Origin of the sequence: Citrobacter sp. RHB35-C21 (assembly GCF_013816515.1) — a bacterium.
Lineage (GTDB): Bacteria > Pseudomonadota > Gammaproteobacteria > Enterobacterales > Enterobacteriaceae > Citrobacter > Citrobacter braakii.
Map to the genome: position 1 here is coordinate 4,383,148 of NZ_CP057147.1, position 16,534 is coordinate 4,399,681.

The following is a 16,534-nucleotide window of genomic DNA, read 5'->3' on the forward strand; positions in this document are numbered from 1 at the left end:
CTTCCTTGTTATTCCCGCCACGGCATGATGGGCACCGCGCTGATGGCATTTTTGGGCGATCCATCGACCACTTTATCTGAATAGGCCAGATAGGCCAGTGCATTACGTTTCGCGTCGTAAAAACGCACGACCTGTAAGGATTTAAACACCAGCGAGGTACGTTTTTTAAATACCACTTCGCCCTGCGCTTTGCCGTTCTTGATTCTGTCGCTCAGTTCTACCGGCCCCACCTGCTGACAGGAAATGGCGGCATCGGAGGTATCTTCCGCCAGCCCCAGCCCACCTTTGATGCCGCCGGTCTTCGCCCGGCTCACGTAGCAGGTCACGTTGGTAACATCAGGATCGTCAAACGCTTCGACCACAATTTTATGATCCGGCCCAAACATTTTGAACACTGTATCGACAGATCCAATCTGCTCCGCATGGGCGACCTGCGCTAACATCAGCAGAATTGAGGAAATGATTAAGCTCTTATATTTCATATTGTTACCATTTTTAAAAGTTACTCTGTGTAATTATTCGACATTCTAAGATAAAACGTATACAGATCACAGGATTACAATAATCACGCTTTCGAATGATCGAAAAAAGCATTTATGAGCAAAAAAAACACTGAATGCTAAAACAGCAAAAAATGCTATTATCCTCATACCTGACGTCAGGTACTCGTTGTTGAAAGGATGAGGATATTTTATGGATCAGGCTGGCATTATTCGCGACCTATTAATCTGGCTGGAAGGTCATCTGGATCAGCCTTTGTCGCTTGACAATGTGGCGGCAAAAGCAGGCTATTCCAAGTGGCACCTGCAGAGAATGTTTAAGGACGTGACGGGCCATGCTATTGGCGCCTATATCCGCGCCCGTCGTTTATCGAAATCCGCAGTGGCGCTGCGCCTGACTGCACGCCCAATTCTGGATATTGCGCTGCAATATCGCTTTGACTCTCAACAAACCTTTACCCGCGCGTTCAAGAAACAGTTTTCCCAGACGCCTGCGCTGTATCGCCGTTCGCCGGAATGGAGCGCGTTTGGTATTCGCCCGCCTATGCGACTGGGTGAATTTGCCATGCCTGCGCACGAGTTTGTCACGCTGGAAGATACGCAACTGCTTGGCACCACGCAAAGCTATTCCTGCTCGCTGGAGCAGATTTCAGATTTCCGTCATGAAATGCGAATTCAGTTCTGGCGCGACTTCCTTAGCCAGGCTCCTGCGATCCCACCGGTGCTGTACGGGCTGAACGAAACGCGTCCGAGCATTGAAAAAGATGACGAGCAGGAAGTGTTTTACACCACAGCACTGACGCCGGAACAGGCCAATGGTTATGTGCCGTCGGCACAGCCTATCCTGCTACAAGGCGGCGAGTATGTGATGTTTACCTATGAAGGGCTGGGGACCGGTGTACAGGAGTTTATCCTGACGGTTTACGGCACATGCATGCCAATGCTGAACCTGACGCGCCGTAAAGGGCAGGATATCGAGCGATACTACCCGGCAGAAGATGCCAAAGCGGGAGATCGCCCGATCAACCTGCGCTGCGAATTCCTGATTCCGATTCGCCGCTAGCGCTGCAGTTCGTCTAACGCAGGGGCGTCCAGATGTGAGATGTCCCCTGCCGTTTCAACTACCCATCCCGGCGCAAGCCACAAACTTTCCTGGTAATCGACGCGAGAAATAGAACAGTTGCGCAGACGCAGGCGACGTTCAGCCCATGCCGGTAATCCCAGAATCGTACTCACCAGACAACCCAGTGCAATACCGTGACTGACCAGCAGCGGACGACTCCCCGGCGGCAGTTCCAGACAGGATGCCAGCGCCGCGTGGACGCGATCGCTCAGTTCCTGCATCGATTCCCCTTCAGGAATACGCCCCTCCACCGTACCGTTCACCAACTGGCGACGCCAGCCCTCTTCTTCCGACGTCAGCGTATCGATATGGCGTTGCTCCAGCACGCCCATATTCAGCTCGCGCAAACGTGAGTCATAGGTGATATCACAGCCACAGGCCTGGGCGATGATTTCTGCGGTGCGTCGTGTACGACCTAAATCGCTACTGATGACATGCGTAATACCAAACGTGCGGGCGCGTTCGCCCACCTGCATGGCTTGCTGTTCACCTTTAGCGGTCAGTGGGCTGTCTGACTGGCCTTGAATACGTCGCTCGGCGTTCCACTGCGTTTCGCCATGGCGAACAAGGTATACCTGTAACATGCTTTTTTTCCGTTATACTGCGATGCGATGAATTTTCAAACTGAGCTTAATTATGCACAAGGTTATCTCTGCGACCACCAATCCTGCCAAAATTCAGGCAATTCTGCGGGCATTTGAAGAGATTTTCGGGGAAGGATCCTGCCATATTGAACCCGTCGCCGTCGAGAGTGGCGTGCCGGAACAACCTTTCGGAAACCAGGAAACGCGCACTGGCGCACGAAATCGCGTTGATAATGCGCGCCGTCTGCACCCGCAGGCTGATTTCTGGGTCGCTATTGAAGCGGGAATTGACGACGATGCGACCTTCAGTTGGGTGGTGATTGATAATGGCGTCCAGCGCGGCGAAGCCCGTTCAGCCACGCTGCCATTGCCAGCTGTCATTCTCGACAGAGTCCGTCAAGGCGAAGCGCTCGGTCCGGTGATGTCGGACTACACTGGTATTGATGAGATTGGCCGTAAAGAAGGCGCAATCGGCGTCTTTACCGCGGGCAAGCTGACGCGCTCAAGCGTATACCACCAGGCGGTGATTCTGGCGCTCAGCCCATTTCATAACGCAGTGTATTTATAGCGTTGTGCCGGATGGCGGCTTCGCCTTATCCGGCCACAACCGCGCCACATCCTTAGGCCTGAAAGCGAAGCGCCATCAGGCATTTTTTAGCAGCACCTGCTCCAGCCAATGACGCAGATCCACCGGTGCAGATTTGAGGCTGTTCGACCCCCGTGTAATGGTGGCGATCCCCGCCCCGAGCTCGTTTTTAAGCTCGCGCTGACTCATCTCGCCGCGAAGCAGCTCTTCAATGATACGCACGCGCGTGCCCAGCGCTTCGCGCTCATCCGGCGTTAACATCAAATTGAGCAGGGGCAGGTGTAAGTCTTGTTCATAGGCGTGTTTAAGTAGATCGACAAAACGTAACCACTCCTGGTGACGCTGTTCTGCCATCTCTGCCGAATAGGGTGATTGCTGAGTCATAAGTTATCGCCATCGTTGCGGGGGAAGCGTGCTTGCCTCCCCCTTTTGTACTCTTTAACGAGTACGATAGCATAACACAACCGACACGATCAGTAACGACGTTGCCATTCTGAGTCGCTCATCAACTCCGGCTTATCACCAAGGAAATAGCGATAGTACGCATCGTAAGCCAGCACGTTCTTCACGTAGCCACGCGTCTCAGAGAATGGAATGCTTTCGACAAACGCGACAGCATCGATACGACCCGCGCTATTGCCAAGCCAGGTGCGAACGCGCCCCGGTCCAGCGTTATAGGCCGCCGACGCAAAAATGCGGTTATTGCCGAATTGCTGATAGACATACTGTAAATAGCTGGTACCAATGTTGATGTTGGTATCAGGATCCAATAGTTGGCTCGGGCTGCTGTAACCTGGAATCGAGAACATTTTCACCGTATGCGTCGCCGTGCCCGGCATAATCTGCATCAGCCCGCTGGCGCCAACCGGCGATTTCACTTTCGGGTTCCAGGCGCTTTCCTGACGCGCTATCGCCATCGCATAGCTTGGCGGAATATCCTTGCCGCTGGTGTAGCGTGTAAACAGATCCTTGTAGGCCAGTGGGAAACGCTCTTCCAGATGATCCCACAGCTTACCGGCGATCGTCGCTTGTACGCTCAGATCCCACCAGTGATTGTTGAACGCGTAACGCGCCAGCTGAGCCTGCTCAGACTTCGTGCGACTGGTGACCAGATTCGCCCATTCACTGCGCGCGGTATTGTCCAGATTCCAGTACATTAGCTCGCGCACACGTGCCATTTCCGGTCCCTGAGTCAGCGCAGAGTCAACGTTTGCCGGGGCTTTATCCACTTTCAGCTCGTACTCTTCACCCAGACGCTGTGCCGCCACCATCGGATAGAAACCGCGCTGCTGCATGAGCTGGTGCAGGATCTCTTTGGCTTCCGCCTCACGCCCGCGCTCAAGCAGCAGATCCGCCTGCCAGTAACGCCACTCATCTTTCTCTTTTGCTTCCATTGGCAGACGCGCCAGCCAGGTATTCAGACCACGACGATCGCCGGTTCCCAGCGCCATGCGCACACGGCGCTCCACAAGCGAGGTGGAATTCGAGCGCATAATGGCGTCATCGCGCCATTTGGCCTGCTCATCGGTAACGTCATTACCCATCAGACGCCAGGCGACGATGTCGCGCAGCTCCTGGGTTTGCTCGTCATTCAGCTGTTGCGCCTGCGCCAGAGACGGGATCATCAGGCGGGCGTTTTCCGCATCCTGACGCGCCACGCTGGAAAAAGCCACCGCCGCCATCTGTCGGGTGAAATCCGTCGCGCCAGTGGTGCGTGCAAAGGTCATCACCGAATTCGGATCGTTGGCCAGCGCGATGATCGCCGAAGCGATAGTTTGGTATTGCGCGGGCATTTGTCCAGCCAACGCCGTGACCAGACCGGTATTCCCGGCTTTCATCGCCAGACGAATACGCTCCAGATACGCCAGCGGATCCTGAGTTCCTGAGGCGCGCCATACGCCGAATAATTTGTCACAGGCGTTGGGCTGGCTTTTCCCGCTCAACCACAGTTCTTTCGCGCCCTGCCAGGCCTCTTCGGTTTGCCCGGTACTCCATTTCGCAAAGTAATAGTTGCATTGCGCTTCCGTGGTACCCGGTTTTTCTGGGCTGAACGCCAGTAGTCCACGCCAGTCCTCCCGTCGCGCCAGTTCATTCACGAAACGTGATTGCAGAGTACGCGCGGGGGGCAGCGTCGGGTTGGCGCGCACAAAATTGGTAACGGTAATGGTGGGCTGATTCATCAGATCGTCAGTAATCTGACGATATTCCAGATAAGGATACAGAGGATAATTCTTCAGGCCGGGCATCATCTGCTCTACGACATCCATCTGTCGGTTATCCCAGGCCTGTTTAATTTGCGCATAGCGACTGCGCTGCTCATCCAGGGAATCGGCTCGCGCCACTTGACTGACCGTCAGCAGACATACGCTGGCCGCCAGCAGGCGCCAGGTAAATTGATTGGCTTTGTCCACAAGCTCTTCCTCTTCTCATGTTACGTCTGTGCAGCATCATGCCGCTTAATTAGTTCATGCTAACCAGACATTGCAGAATGCGCCACGTCACGGACACTTTTTTACTTTTGTTGCGAGTGAGATCTGCTGGCTGGGATTGGGCAATGAAAAAGGCTACACTTCGCCTTTGATAACTATTTACCAATAATTAGCCCTAAATAATTCAAGTTGCAGCAAGGCGGCGAGGGAGTAAATCCCCTGAGCGTACAAAGTGCGTGACTGGGGGGAACAACAAATCTGTCAGGAACAGATTTGAACGCTGCGGAGCAGCGGCCCGCAAGGGCGAGGCTCATGGATGAGCCGAGTAACTCACAGCCAACGCATCTGTAGCTTGAAGTATGACGGGATAAATAAAGAGGCGAGTCCAACGTGGCCCAATTTGTTTATACCATGCATCGTGTCGGCAAAGTCGTTCCGCCGAAACGTCATATTCTTAAAAACATCTCACTGAGCTTCTTCCCTGGCGCCAAAATCGGTGTACTTGGTCTGAACGGCGCGGGTAAATCGACCCTGCTGCGCATCATGGCCGGCATTGATACCGATATCGAAGGTGAAGCTCGCCCACAGCCTGGCATTAAAATCGGTTACCTGCCGCAGGAACCGAAACTAAACCCGGAACATACCGTTCGTGAATCCGTGGAAGAAGCGGTTGCCGAAGTGGTTAACGCGCTGAAAGGTCTGGATGAAGTGTACGCAAAGTACGCCGAGCCGGACGCCGACTTCGATAAACTCGCTGCGCAACAGGGCAAGTTTGAAGAGATCATTCAGGCGCACGACGGTCATAACCTGAACGTGCAGCTTGAGCGTGCCGCTGACGCCCTGCGTCTGCCGGACTGGGACGCTAAAATTGAGAATCTCTCCGGTGGTGAACGCCGCCGCGTCGCGCTGTGCCGCCTGCTGCTGGAAAAACCAGACATGCTGCTGCTCGACGAACCGACTAACCACCTGGACGCCGAATCCGTTGCGTGGCTGGAACGCTTCCTGCACGACTTCGAAGGCACCGTGGTGGCGATTACCCACGACCGTTACTTCCTCGACAACGTTGCGGGCTGGATTCTGGAGCTTGACCGCGGCGAAGGTATTCCATGGGAAGGCAACTACTCCTCCTGGCTGGAGCAGAAAGATCAGCGTCTGGCGCAGGAAGCGTCTCAGGAAGCGGCTCGCCGTAAATCCATTGAGAAAGAGCTGGAGTGGGTGCGTCAGGGCGCTAAAGGCCGTCAGTCTAAGGGTAAAGCCCGTCTGGCACGTTTTGAAGAGCTGAACAACACCGAATACCAGAAGCGTAACGAAACCAACGAACTGTTTATCCCACCTGGAGCACGTCTGGGTGATAAAGTCGTTGAAGTCACCAATCTGCGTAAATCCTACGGCGATCGCGTTCTGATTGACGACCTGAGCTTCTCCGTACCGAAAGGCGCCATCGTCGGCATCATCGGTCCGAACGGCGCGGGTAAATCTACCCTGTTCCGTATGATGTCCGGTCAGGAACAGCCAGACAGCGGCACCATCACGCTGGGTGAAACCGTCAAGCTAGCTTCCGTTGACCAGTTCCGTGACGCCATGGACAACAGCAAAACCGTGTGGGAAGAAGTTTCCGGCGGGCTGGATATCATGAAGATCGGCAACACCGAGATGCCAAGCCGCGCCTACGTAGGCCGCTTCAACTTTAAAGGTGTTGATCAGGGTAAACGCGTAGGCGAACTCTCCGGCGGTGAGCGCGGTCGTCTGCACCTGGCGAAGCTGCTGCAGGTTGGCGGCAACATGCTGCTGCTTGATGAACCAACCAACGACCTGGATATCGAAACCCTGCGCGCGCTGGAAAACGCCCTGCTGGAGTTCCCGGGCTGCGCGATGGTCATCTCGCACGACCGTTGGTTCCTCGACCGTATCGCGACCCACATCCTGGATTACCAGGATGAAGGTAAGGTTGAGTTCTTCGAAGGTAACTTTACCGAATACGAAGAGTACAAGAAACGCACGCTGGGCGCAGATGCGCTGGAGCCGAAGCGTATTAAGTACAAGCGTATTTCGAAGTAATTACCGTTAAGCGCCGGATGGCGGCGTTACGCCTCATCCGGCCTACGGGGTGAGTGCGACTTGTAGGCCGGATAAGCGCAACACCATCCGGCATTTACGCTATCTCTGCTCGCCCATCAACTCTTTCACCAACTCCACGCAGCGCAGAAATCGACCGTCATAGTCGGGTTCCTGAACGTGCACAAAATTGATATTGTTTTCCTGCAGCATCTCGACCAGCAGCGACTGAAACGCTTTTCTGTCAACCGAACTGCCGAGACTGCGTAAGCCATCCGCCACCCATGGAGTGTTGTTCTCCAGCAGGATCACCAGGTCAAAGCGATACTCGTCAATCAGGGCCTGCACAAACGGGTGTTCACGCCCTTCATACTTTTTGCAGAAGGCCTGAGTGGTAACGAAATCGGTGTCGATAAACGCCACTTTATTGGCATACTTGACAGCAAAATCAATGTATTGGGCTTGTCCCAGGGCGATTTTATCGTAGTCGGAATACTGCAACGCCATCTCATCACCGCCCAAATGGGAGAAGACGTAATCACGCCCATATTCCCACGCACTGGTAGTGTTAAAGATATTGGCGAGCTTGTTCACCAGCGTTGATTTTCCGCTCGACTCTCCGCCGAGGATCGCCACGGTGCGCACGAAAAACGGCTTCACTTCTGTAGGAATATACTCCCAGTAGCGAAACGGGTTCTCACGGATTTGCCCGCCGCTGATGTTCATAAACGTTCGTTTGGGATCCACCAGCACGGTTTCGATCCCCAGATGTTCCAGATACTGCGGGGCATCTGACTCTTCAGAGGTGTAAATCCAGTTAGGCTGGATCCCTTTCTCCTGCATAAACGTTTTGATCCCGTTGCTCCACACATCCCAACCGTGTGGATACGGCTCCATACCTTCTTCGTTGAAGGCGTGAATACGGATATTTTTCTGATACTTAAAGGTTTGCAGCAGCCAGCGTAGACGATCGGGCACCGTGGGCTGTTGCGACATAGCGCTGTCTTCAAACAGGCTGCGATCGCGCGTGTCGTCATACCCCATGATGATATGCAGTTCATCGACCTGACTACACGCGCGCTGGATAAGATAGATATGGCCGGTATGCAGCGGATAAAACTTACCGAATACCACACCGATATTCTTCTGCTGGCGCGGAAACTCCAGCCCGAGAAACCGGTGCAACGCCTCCAGCTTTTGCGCGCTGGGACTTTTAATTTTGGCATTCAGCAGTTGACTTAAATATCCCTTGGTCATGCCACTGGCATCTGCCACCTGTTGCAGGGTACAGCCCTTTTGCTTAATGGCAGTTTTCAGATAATCAAATGACACAAGAGCCTCCTGCTGTAAAAATAAACGTAATACCCAATACCGCCGGAAAGACGGCGGGTATTTTATTATAGGTCGTCAAACACGCTTAAAGCATCCGTAAGCTTCTTAACGCCAAAGACCTGCATCCCTTCCGGCACTTTTTTCGGCACGTTGGCGGCAGGAACAATCGCCCGACGAAAGCCGTGCTTCGCCGCTTCCGAAATACGCTCCTGGCCGCTGGGTACCGGACGGATTTCGCCCGCCAGTCCCACTTCGCCAAAGACCACTAAGTCCTGCGGCAGCGGTCGGTCGCGCAGGCTGGAAACCATTGCCAGTAGCAGTGCCAGATCGGCGCTGGTTTCGGTAACCTTCACGCCGCCAACCACGTTGACGAACACGTCCTGATCCGCCATCTGCAAGCCGCCGTGACGATGCAGCACGGCCAGCAGAATCGCCAGACGGTTCTGCTCCAGACCGACCGCCACACGACGCGGATTCGCCATCATCGAATGGTCGACCAGCGCCTGAATCTCCACCAGCAACGGGCGCGTGCCTTCCCAGACCACCATCACCGAACTGCCGGAGGTGACTTCATCGCCACGGCTTAAGAAGATAGCGGAAGGGTTGCTAACTTCACGCAGCCCCTGTTCGGTCATGGCAAAGACGCCCAGTTCATTCACCGCGCCAAAGCGGTTTTTATGGCTACGCAGAGTACGGAAACGAGAATCGGCGTCGCCGTCGAGCAGCACCGAGCAGTCAATACAGTGCTCCAGCACCTTTGGACCGGCCAGCGAGCCGTCTTTGGTGACGTGGCCGACCATGACAATCGCCACGCCGCGCGTTTTGGCAAAGCGGGTCAGGTAAGCCGCGGTTTCGCGCACCTGTGCCACGCTGCCCGGCGAAGACTGAATATCCGCCATGTGCATCACCTGAATGGAGTCGATAACCATCAGCCTCGGCTGTTCTTCTTCGGCAATCAGGCAAATTTGTTCGATACTGGTTTCCGACAGCATGTTCAGATTCGCCGTCGGCAGACCGAGTCGATGCGCGCGCATCGCCACCTGTTGCAAAGACTCTTCGCCGGTGACGTACAGGGTTTTCATCTGCTCAGCGAGCTTGCACAGCGTTTGCAGCAGCAGCGTTGATTTCCCTGCGCCGGGGTTACCGCCAATCAGGATGGCGCTGCCGGGCACCACACCGCCGCCCAGCACGCGGTCAAACTCTTTAAATCCGGTGGAAAAACGCGGCAACTCTTCAAGGCTGATATCAGACAGCTTCTGCACTTTTGCGATGCCCGCATTCCCGGCATAGCCGCTGAGCCGCTCGTTACGCGCCACCGTTGGTGACGCGGCAAGGCGTACCTCGGTAATGGTGTTCCAGGCCTGACAGGCGCTGCATTGCCCTTGCCAGCGCGGGTAATCGGCCCCGCATTCGTTACAAACAAAGGCGCGTTTTGGAGCTTTGGCCACGTTTTACCTCTTTCGTTAGCGCGTTTACCGGACAGCGTGGGCGCTTATCCGGCCTACGGTCACTTTGCCATCAGGCAATTAAATCATTTCTGGTTCATGCTGCCAGAGAGAATGCAGAACACGCCCATCAGGTCAGCGTGACGGATCGTAATCTCCGTCTTTTCATTCACTTTGGGTTTGGCATGATACGCTATACCCAGTCCAGCCGTTTTGATCATCGGCAGATCGTTGGCGCCATCGCCGATCGCCACCGTCTGCGCCATCGGGATCTCATACTCCTGCGCCAGGCGGGTCAGGGTGTTTGCTTTGTACTGGGCATCGACGATATCGCCGATCACGTTGCCGGTGAATTTACCGTCCATGATCTCCAGCTCGTTTGCCACAGCCGCCGTCAGACGTAGTTTGTTACGCAGATAATCGGCAAAGAAGGTAAAACCGCCGGAGGCAATTGCCACTTTCCAGCCGAGCGTTTCCAGTTTTAACACCAGTTGAGTCAGGCCAGGCATCAGTGGTAGCGTTTCGCGCACCTGGTGCAAAATATTGGCATCAGCGCCCTTCAACGTCGCCACGCGGCTGCGCAAGCTGGCGGTAAAGTCCAGCTCGCCGCGCATCGCGCGTTCGGTGACTTCGGCAACCATTTCGCCGGTTCCAGCCAGTTTGGCAATTTCATCAATACACTCGATCTGGATAGCCGTTGAATCCATGTCCATCACCAGCAAACCCGGCGTGCGCAAATGCGGAATTTTACCCAGTGGCGCAACATCCAGTTTGGCATCATGCGCCAGTTTTGTCGCACGCGGCGTTAACGAGCCCGCCAGACGAATCACCTGATAATCCTCAACGCACCACGCCGCCACGATCACCATCGCTGCACCCAGTTTGCTCTGGTATTGCGTTAACCGTTGTTTATCCAGCCCACGACCGTACAGCAGCCAGCCACTGCGGCCCGCGTGGTAATCCAGCGGCATGACTTCATCACCGCTTAAAGAGAGAGGCAGACCTGGCCACAGAGAAACATCTTCAGGTAGATCGCACCAGGTAATGTTAGGCATTAAAGCTCCTGTAAAATCGTTCGGGTCGGAATCATCAGGGGAAAATAACGCATGAGGCTACCCTGTAACCAGCGCTTCTGGCAACATTAAGTCTCAAATTTTCAGCAGGTGGAATATGGCTCGCACAAAACTGAAATTCCGACTTCATCGTGCAGTGATTGTATTGTCCTGCCTTGCGCTGCTCGTTGCTCTCATGCAGGGCGCGTCCTGGTTTAGTCAAAGCCACCAACAGCAGCGTAATCCGCAGCTCGAAGAGCTGGCGCGCACGCTGGCTCGCCAGGTCTCCTTGAACGTCGCCCCGCTGATGCGTACCGAAACGCCGGATGAAAAGCGCATTAAAGCGGTACTCTCGCAGCTCACGGAAAGTAGCCGTATTCTGGATGCGGGGGTCTACGATGAACAGGGAGACCTGATTACACGCACCGGTGAGAGCGTCAACGTTCGAGACCGACTGGCGTTGGACGGCAAAAAAGCCGGGGGCTATTTTAACCAGCAGATTGTCGAGCCCATTCAGGGAAGAAATGGTCCGCTGGGCTATCTACGCCTGACGCTGGATACCCACACGCTCGCCACCGAAGCCAAGCAGGTGGATAACACCACCAACATCTTACGCCTAATGCTGCTTCTGTCACTGGCAATTGGCGTGGTGCTCACCCGTACCTTATTGCAAGGCAAGCGCACCCGCTGGCAGCAATCCCCTTTCCTGCTGACCGCCAACAAACCGGTACAGGAAGAAGATAACGAGAAGAAAGAGTAATAACAGAAAGGAAATCGACCATGACGACACTACGCCTGCTTATCTCAGACTCTTACGATCCGTGGTTTAACCTCGCGGTCGAAGAGTGCATTTTTCGCCAGATGCCCGCCACGCAGCGCGTCCTGTTCTTGTGGCGTAACGCCGATACGGTGGTGATTGGCCGGGCGCAAAACCCGTGGAAAGAGTGTAATACCCGCCGTATGGAAGAAGACAACGTGCGGCTCGCCCGTCGCAGCAGCGGCGGCGGCGCGGTGTTCCATGACTTAGGCAATACCTGCTTTACCTTTATGGCCGGTAAACCGGAGTACGACAAAACCATCTCTACCGCTATTGTCCTCCATGCCCTGAACGCGCTGGGCGTAGACGCCGACGCCTCCGGGCGTAACGATCTGGTCGTGAAAACGCCAGACGGCGATCGCAAAGTTTCCGGCTCTGCTTATCGGGAAACGAAAGACCGCGGATTCCACCACGGCACGCTGTTGTTGAACGCCGATCTCAGCCGCCTGGCAAACTATCTCAATCCGGATAAAAAGAAACTCGCCGCCAAAGGCATCACCTCGGTTCGCTCACGCGTAGCGAATCTAACGGAGCTGTTGCCGGGCATCACCCATCAACAGGTCTGTCAGGCCATCACGGAAGCCTTTTTTGCCCACTACGGCGAACGTGTCGAAGCGGAAATTATCTCGCCGGACAAAACCCCGGATCTGCCGAACTTTGCCGAAACCTTTGCCCGTCAGAGCAGTTGGGAGTGGAATTTTGGTCAGGCGCCTGCGTTCTCGCATCTTCTGGACGAGCGTTTCACCTGGGGCGGCGTTGAGCTGCATTTCGACGTGGAAAAAGGTCATATCACCCGTACGCAGGTCTTTACCGACAGCCTCAATCCCGCGCCGTTAGAAGCGCTGGCGGGTCGTCTGCAGGGGTGTTTGTACCGTGCAGATATGCTGCAACAGGAGTGCGAAGCGCTGCTGGTTGATTTCCCAGGGCAGGAGAAAGAGTTACGCGAGCTGTCAGCGTGGATTGCCAGTGCAGTGAGCTAAACGCTGGCCTGAAAATGCCGGATGGCGGTCCGGCATACATCGATTGTATGCCCGGTAAGCGCAGCGCTACCGGGCATCACAACACTTACTCTTTATCGCCCAGCAGAACGGATTCCAGTGCGATTTTGATCATGTCGTTGAAGGTCGTCTGACGTTCAGCGGCAGTGGTCTGCTCGTGAGTACGGATATGGTCGGACACGGTGCAGATGGTCAGCGCTTTCGCACCAAACTCAGCCGCAACGCCGTAGATACCCGCCGCTTCCATTTCCACGCCCAGCACGCCGTATTTTTCCATTACGTCGAACATTTCGCCGTCCGGAGAGTAGAACAGGTCAGCGGAGAACAGGTTGCCCACGCGCGCGTCTACGCCCAGCGCTTTTGCCGCATCAACTGCATTACGCACCATGTCGAAGTCAGCGATAGCTGCGAAGTCATGATCTTTAAAACGGATACGGTTTACTTTGGAGTCGGTGCAGGCGCCCATACCGATAACCACGTCACGCAGTTTAACGTCCATACGCACAGCGCCGCAGGAGCCTACGCGAATGATTTTCTTCACGCCAAAATCGGTGATCAGCTCTTTCGTGTAGATAGAGCAGGACGGGATACCCATCCCGTGACCCATAACGGAGATCTTACGGCCTTTGTAAGTACCGGTGAAACCTAACATGCCGCGAACGTTGTTCACTTCACGAACATCTTCAAGGAAAGTTTCAGCAATATGCTTTGCGCGCAGCGGGTCGCCCGGCATCAATACGACGTCAGCGAAATCACCCATTTCTGCATTAATATGTGGAGTTGCCATCTTCAGTTCCCTTTTGATTTATTGTTTTTGTCGAGGGGGTAGCAATACCTTACCCAACCGACAAAACGAATTCAAATACCCTAAGGATTTCGCGTTATTGGAAGGCGACGAATTCGGTACCCCCGGGAGCATAGATTACCTATGTGACCGGGGTGAGCGAATGAAGTCAACGCATCTACAGCGCGAAAGACAACGGGTATCACAGCATGTTTTTACCGTAGTCCATCGGCGATGTACCAAAGTAGCTCGCCAGCGTCTGGCCAATATCCGCGAAAGTTTCACGGTGGCCTAAAGAACCTGGTTTCACTTTCGGGCCGTAAACCAGCACCGGAATGTGCTCACGGGTGTGGTCAGTGCCGGTCCAGCTCGGGTCACAGCCGTGGTCAGCGGTCAGGATCAGAATGTCATCTTCACCCACCAGTTCCATCAGTTCAGGTAAACGGCGGTCGAACAGTTCCAGACCTGCAGCGTAACCAGCGATATCGCGACGATGTCCCCAGGAAGAGTCGAAATCAACGAAGTTAGTGAAGACGATGGTCTTATCACCCGCTTCTTTCATCTCTTTGATGGTGGCGTCGAACAGCGCGTCCAGGCCGGTAGCTTTCACTTTTTTGGTGATGCCGCAGTTAGCGTAAATATCCGCGATTTTACCGACGGAAACCACGTGACCGTCTTTCTCGTCGACCAGTTTCTGCAGCACAGTCGGTGCTGGCGGCTCAACGGCCAGATCGTGACGGTTACCGGTACGCTGGAAATTACCCGCTTTATCACCGATAAACGGACGCGCGATAACACGACCGATGTTGTAACCACCTTCGGTCAGTTCTTCACGAGCGATTTCACACAGTTCGTAGAGTTTATCCAGGCCAAAAGTCTCTTCGTGACAGGCAATCTGGAACACGGAGTCTGCAGAAGTATAGAAAATCGGCTTGCCGGTTTTCATATGCTCTTCACCCAGTTGATCCAGGATCACGGTACCGGAAGAGTGGCAGTTGCCGAGGTAGCCCGGCAGGTTGGCACGTTTGACCAGTTTATCCAGCAGTTCCTGCGGGAAGCTGTTGTCATGATCGGAGAAATAACCCCAGTCAAACAGAACCGGAACACCCGCGATTTCCCAGTGGCCAGACGGCGTGTCTTTCCCGGAAGAGAGTTCATGCGCCCAGGCGTAGGCACCAATCACTTCCGCGTTACCGTCCATACCAGCAGCAATTTTACCGGTAGAACCTTCGTGAGCTTTCACCAGGCCCAGACGGGTCAGGTTAGGCAGATTCAGTGGACCTTTGCGACCCTTGTCAGCTTCGCCTTTCGCACAGGCTTCTGCAATGTGTCCCATAGTGTCTGAGCCTACGTCGCCAAAGCGATCCGCATCTTCAGTCGCACCAATACCAAAGGAGTCCAGCACCATAATAAATGCACGTTTCATCTTGTTCTCCAACATCTGCGCCGCAAAAAAGCGATCAGATCAGTATACAGTTATTCGGTAATACGACGATAGACTGTCGGTGTAATTTCTGGCGCTTTATCGTCAAGGCTAATTGCCGCTTTGACCGCTTTCGCCGCTTCCTGCCAGCTGGCTTCGTCTTTGGCGTGGATCACCGCCAGCGGACGCTGTCCGTCTACGCTGTCGCCCAGACGCGCCATGTCGCTAAAGCCAACGCTGTAATCAATGGTGTCCGAAGCCTGACGACGACCGCCGCCCATGGAAACAACCGCCATTCCCAGCGCACGGGTATCCATAGCGCTGACAAAACCTTCGGTATCAGCATATACCGCTTTGCTGAGCATTGCCGTCGGCAGGTACTTCGCATAATTTTCGACGAAATCGGTCGGGCCTTTCTGCGCCGCAACCATGCGACCAAAAATCTCTGCCGCTTTGCCGTTATCCAGCACCGCCTGCAATTTCGCACGGGCTTCGGCATCGTCTTTCGCCAGATTGCCGGAGATCAGCATTTCCACGCACAGCGCCATCGTTACGTCTAACAGACGTGGATTGCGGTATTCACCTGTCAGGAACTGCACCGCTTCGCGGACTTCAACCGCGTTACCTGCGCTGGATGCCAGTACCTGGTTCATATCGGTTAACAGCGCGGTGGTACGTACACCCGCTCCGTTCGCCACGCCGACAATCGCTTCGGCAAGCGCTTCAGAAAGCTCATAGGTCGGCATAAAGGCGCCGCTGCCTACTTTCACATCCATCACCAGCGCATCCAGCCCTTCCGCCAGCTTTTTCGCCAGGATAGAGCCGGTAATCAGCGGGATGGAATCCACCGTCGCGGTAATATCGCGGGTGGCATAAAAACGTTTGTCCGCCGGTGCGAGCGAGCTGGTTTGCCCAATAATCGCCACACCCACGTCTTTAATAATTTCACGGAAACGCGCATCGTCCGGGAAGATGTCAAACCCTGGGATGGCTTCCAGTTTATCGAGCGTACCGCCGGTATGCCCCAGACCACGTCCGGAGATCATCGGAATATAGCCGCCACATGCAGCGACCATCGGGCCTAACATCAGTGACGTTACGTCACCCACGCCGCCGGTAGAGTGTTTATCCACAATCGGGCCGTTCAGCTGCAGGCTTTTCCAGTCCAGCACGGTTCCTGAATCACGCATTGCCATGGTCAGCGAAACACGCTCAGGCATTGTCATATCGTGGAAGAAAATGGTCATCGCCAGGGCGGCGATTTGCCCTTCAGAGATGGTGTTGTCGCGAATCCCATTGATAAAGAAACGAATCTCTTCATCGCTCAACGCATGACCATCACGTTTTTTACGAATAATTTCTTGTGCGAGAAACATGGTAACCCCCGATAAATCAGGTTAAATGCA

At 54.6% G+C, this 16,534-nt stretch carries 15 protein-coding genes; 5 read left to right on the forward strand and 10 right to left on the reverse strand.

Going from position 1 to position 16,534, the window contains the following annotated elements:
• Window positions 1–8 precede the first annotated feature (8 nt).
• Complete coding sequence (gene creA / locus HVZ39_RS21240; protein ID WP_016151621.1) at window positions 9–482, reverse strand: protein CreA; 474 nt, start codon at window positions 480–482, stop codon at window positions 9–11.
• Window positions 483–693: 211 nt separating this feature from the next.
• Between creA and robA the strand changes: the two genes are divergently transcribed.
• On the forward strand, window positions 694–1,563 hold the full coding sequence (gene robA, locus HVZ39_RS21245) for an MDR efflux pump AcrAB transcriptional activator RobA (RefSeq protein ID WP_003837295.1): 870 nt from the start codon (window positions 694–696) through the stop codon (window positions 1,561–1,563).
• Here robA and gpmB read toward each other — a convergent pair.
• Complete coding sequence (gene gpmB / locus HVZ39_RS21250; protein WP_016151619.1) at window positions 1,560–2,207, reverse strand: 2,3-diphosphoglycerate-dependent phosphoglycerate mutase GpmB; 648 nt, start codon at window positions 2,205–2,207, stop codon at window positions 1,560–1,562. The two genes, robA and gpmB, sit on opposite strands and share 4 nt — an antisense overlap.
• Before the next feature lie 52 nt (window positions 2,208–2,259).
• On the opposite strand from gpmB, the gene yjjX reads away from it, so the two are divergent.
• Window positions 2,260–2,775: an inosine/xanthosine triphosphatase gene (yjjX, locus tag HVZ39_RS21255; protein ID WP_016151618.1), complete on the forward strand. Its 516-nt coding sequence runs from the start codon at window positions 2,260–2,262 to the stop codon at window positions 2,773–2,775.
• Window positions 2,776–2,850: 75 nt separating this feature from the next.
• Here the strand turns inward: yjjX and trpR are convergent, their stop codons facing one another.
• Window positions 2,851–3,177: a trp operon repressor gene (gene trpR / locus HVZ39_RS21260; protein ID WP_019078321.1), complete on the reverse strand. Its 327-nt coding sequence runs from the start codon at window positions 3,175–3,177 to the stop codon at window positions 2,851–2,853.
• Between the two features lie 89 nt (window positions 3,178–3,266).
• Window positions 3,267–5,204: a murein transglycosylase gene (gene sltY / locus HVZ39_RS21265; protein WP_181632933.1), complete on the reverse strand. Its 1,938-nt coding sequence runs from the start codon at window positions 5,202–5,204 to the stop codon at window positions 3,267–3,269.
• 408 nt (window positions 5,205–5,612) lie between these two features.
• Between sltY and ettA the strand changes: the two genes are divergently transcribed.
• On the forward strand, window positions 5,613–7,280 hold the full coding sequence (gene ettA / locus HVZ39_RS21270) for an energy-dependent translational throttle protein EttA (RefSeq protein WP_003019019.1): 1,668 nt from the start codon (window positions 5,613–5,615) through the stop codon (window positions 7,278–7,280).
• A gap of 99 nt (window positions 7,281–7,379) precedes the next feature.
• Here ettA and nadR read toward each other — a convergent pair whose 3' ends face one another.
• The 3 genes from nadR to serB all read right to left on the reverse strand — a co-directional run bounded on the left by nadR (window position 7,380) and on the right by serB (window position 11,109).
• Window positions 7,380–8,609: a multifunctional transcriptional regulator/nicotinamide-nucleotide adenylyltransferase/ribosylnicotinamide kinase NadR gene (gene nadR / locus HVZ39_RS21275; protein WP_016151614.1), complete on the reverse strand. Its 1,230-nt coding sequence runs from the start codon at window positions 8,607–8,609 to the stop codon at window positions 7,380–7,382.
• Window positions 8,610–8,674: 65 nt separating this feature from the next.
• A complete protein-coding gene (gene radA / locus HVZ39_RS21280) occupies window positions 8,675–10,057 on the reverse strand; it encodes a DNA repair protein RadA (protein WP_016151613.1) in 1,383 nt (460 codons plus the stop codon).
• Window positions 10,058–10,140: 83 nt separating this feature from the next.
• Window positions 10,141–11,109, reverse strand: a complete 969-nt coding sequence (gene serB / locus HVZ39_RS21285) for a phosphoserine phosphatase (RefSeq protein WP_046275501.1) — start codon at window positions 11,107–11,109, stop codon at window positions 10,141–10,143.
• Window positions 11,110–11,224: 115 nt separating this feature from the next.
• Between serB and HVZ39_RS21290 the strand changes: the two genes are divergently transcribed.
• Entirely contained in the window at window positions 11,225–11,866 is a 642-nt protein-coding gene (locus tag HVZ39_RS21290) for a YtjB family periplasmic protein (protein WP_016151612.1), read from the forward strand.
• Window positions 11,867–11,886: 20 nt separating this feature from the next.
• On the forward strand, window positions 11,887–12,903 hold the full coding sequence (lplA, locus tag HVZ39_RS21295; RefSeq protein ID WP_016155635.1) for a lipoate--protein ligase LplA: 1,017 nt from the start codon (window positions 11,887–11,889) through the stop codon (window positions 12,901–12,903).
• A gap of 85 nt (window positions 12,904–12,988) precedes the next feature.
• Here the strand turns inward: lplA and deoD are convergent, their stop codons facing one another.
• The 3 genes from deoD to deoA form a co-directional block, all read right to left on the reverse strand.
• Complete coding sequence (gene deoD / locus HVZ39_RS21300) at window positions 12,989–13,708, reverse strand: purine-nucleoside phosphorylase (protein ID WP_000224864.1); 720 nt, start codon at window positions 13,706–13,708, stop codon at window positions 12,989–12,991.
• A gap of 199 nt (window positions 13,709–13,907) precedes the next feature.
• Complete coding sequence (gene deoB / locus HVZ39_RS21305; protein ID WP_016151610.1) at window positions 13,908–15,131, reverse strand: phosphopentomutase; 1,224 nt, start codon at window positions 15,129–15,131, stop codon at window positions 13,908–13,910.
• A 50-nt stretch (window positions 15,132–15,181) separates the two neighbouring features.
• Window positions 15,182–16,504, reverse strand: coding sequence for a thymidine phosphorylase (deoA, locus tag HVZ39_RS21310; RefSeq protein ID WP_016151609.1), 1,323 nt, complete (start codon window positions 16,502–16,504; stop codon window positions 15,182–15,184).
• Window positions 16,505–16,534: the final 30 nt, after the last annotated feature.

Coding starts and splice junctions, on each gene's coding strand:
- creA (WP_016151621.1), bottom strand. CDS start 482: ATGAAATATAAGAGCTTAATCATTTCCTCAATTCTGCTGATGTTAGCG.
- robA (WP_003837295.1), top strand. CDS start 694: ATGGATCAGGCTGGCATTATTCGCGACCTATTAATCTGGCTGGAAGGT.
- gpmB (WP_016151619.1), bottom strand. CDS start 2,207: ATGTTACAGGTATACCTTGTTCGCCATGGCGAAACGCAGTGGAACGCC.
- yjjX (WP_016151618.1), top strand. CDS start 2,260: ATGCACAAGGTTATCTCTGCGACCACCAATCCTGCCAAAATTCAGGCA.
- trpR (WP_019078321.1), bottom strand. CDS start 3,177: ATGACTCAGCAATCACCCTATTCGGCAGAGATGGCAGAACAGCGTCAC.
- serB (WP_046275501.1), bottom strand. CDS start 11,109: ATGCCTAACATTACCTGGTGCGATCTACCTGAAGATGTTTCTCTGTGG.
- HVZ39_RS21290 (WP_016151612.1), top strand. CDS start 11,225: ATGGCTCGCACAAAACTGAAATTCCGACTTCATCGTGCAGTGATTGTA.
- lplA (WP_016155635.1), top strand. CDS start 11,887: ATGACGACACTACGCCTGCTTATCTCAGACTCTTACGATCCGTGGTTT.
- deoD (WP_000224864.1), bottom strand. CDS start 13,708: ATGGCAACTCCACATATTAATGCAGAAATGGGTGATTTCGCTGACGTC.
- deoB (WP_016151610.1), bottom strand. CDS start 15,131: ATGAAACGTGCATTTATTATGGTGCTGGACTCCTTTGGTATTGGTGCG.
- deoA (WP_016151609.1), bottom strand. CDS start 16,504: ATGTTTCTCGCACAAGAAATTATTCGTAAAAAACGTGATGGTCATGCG.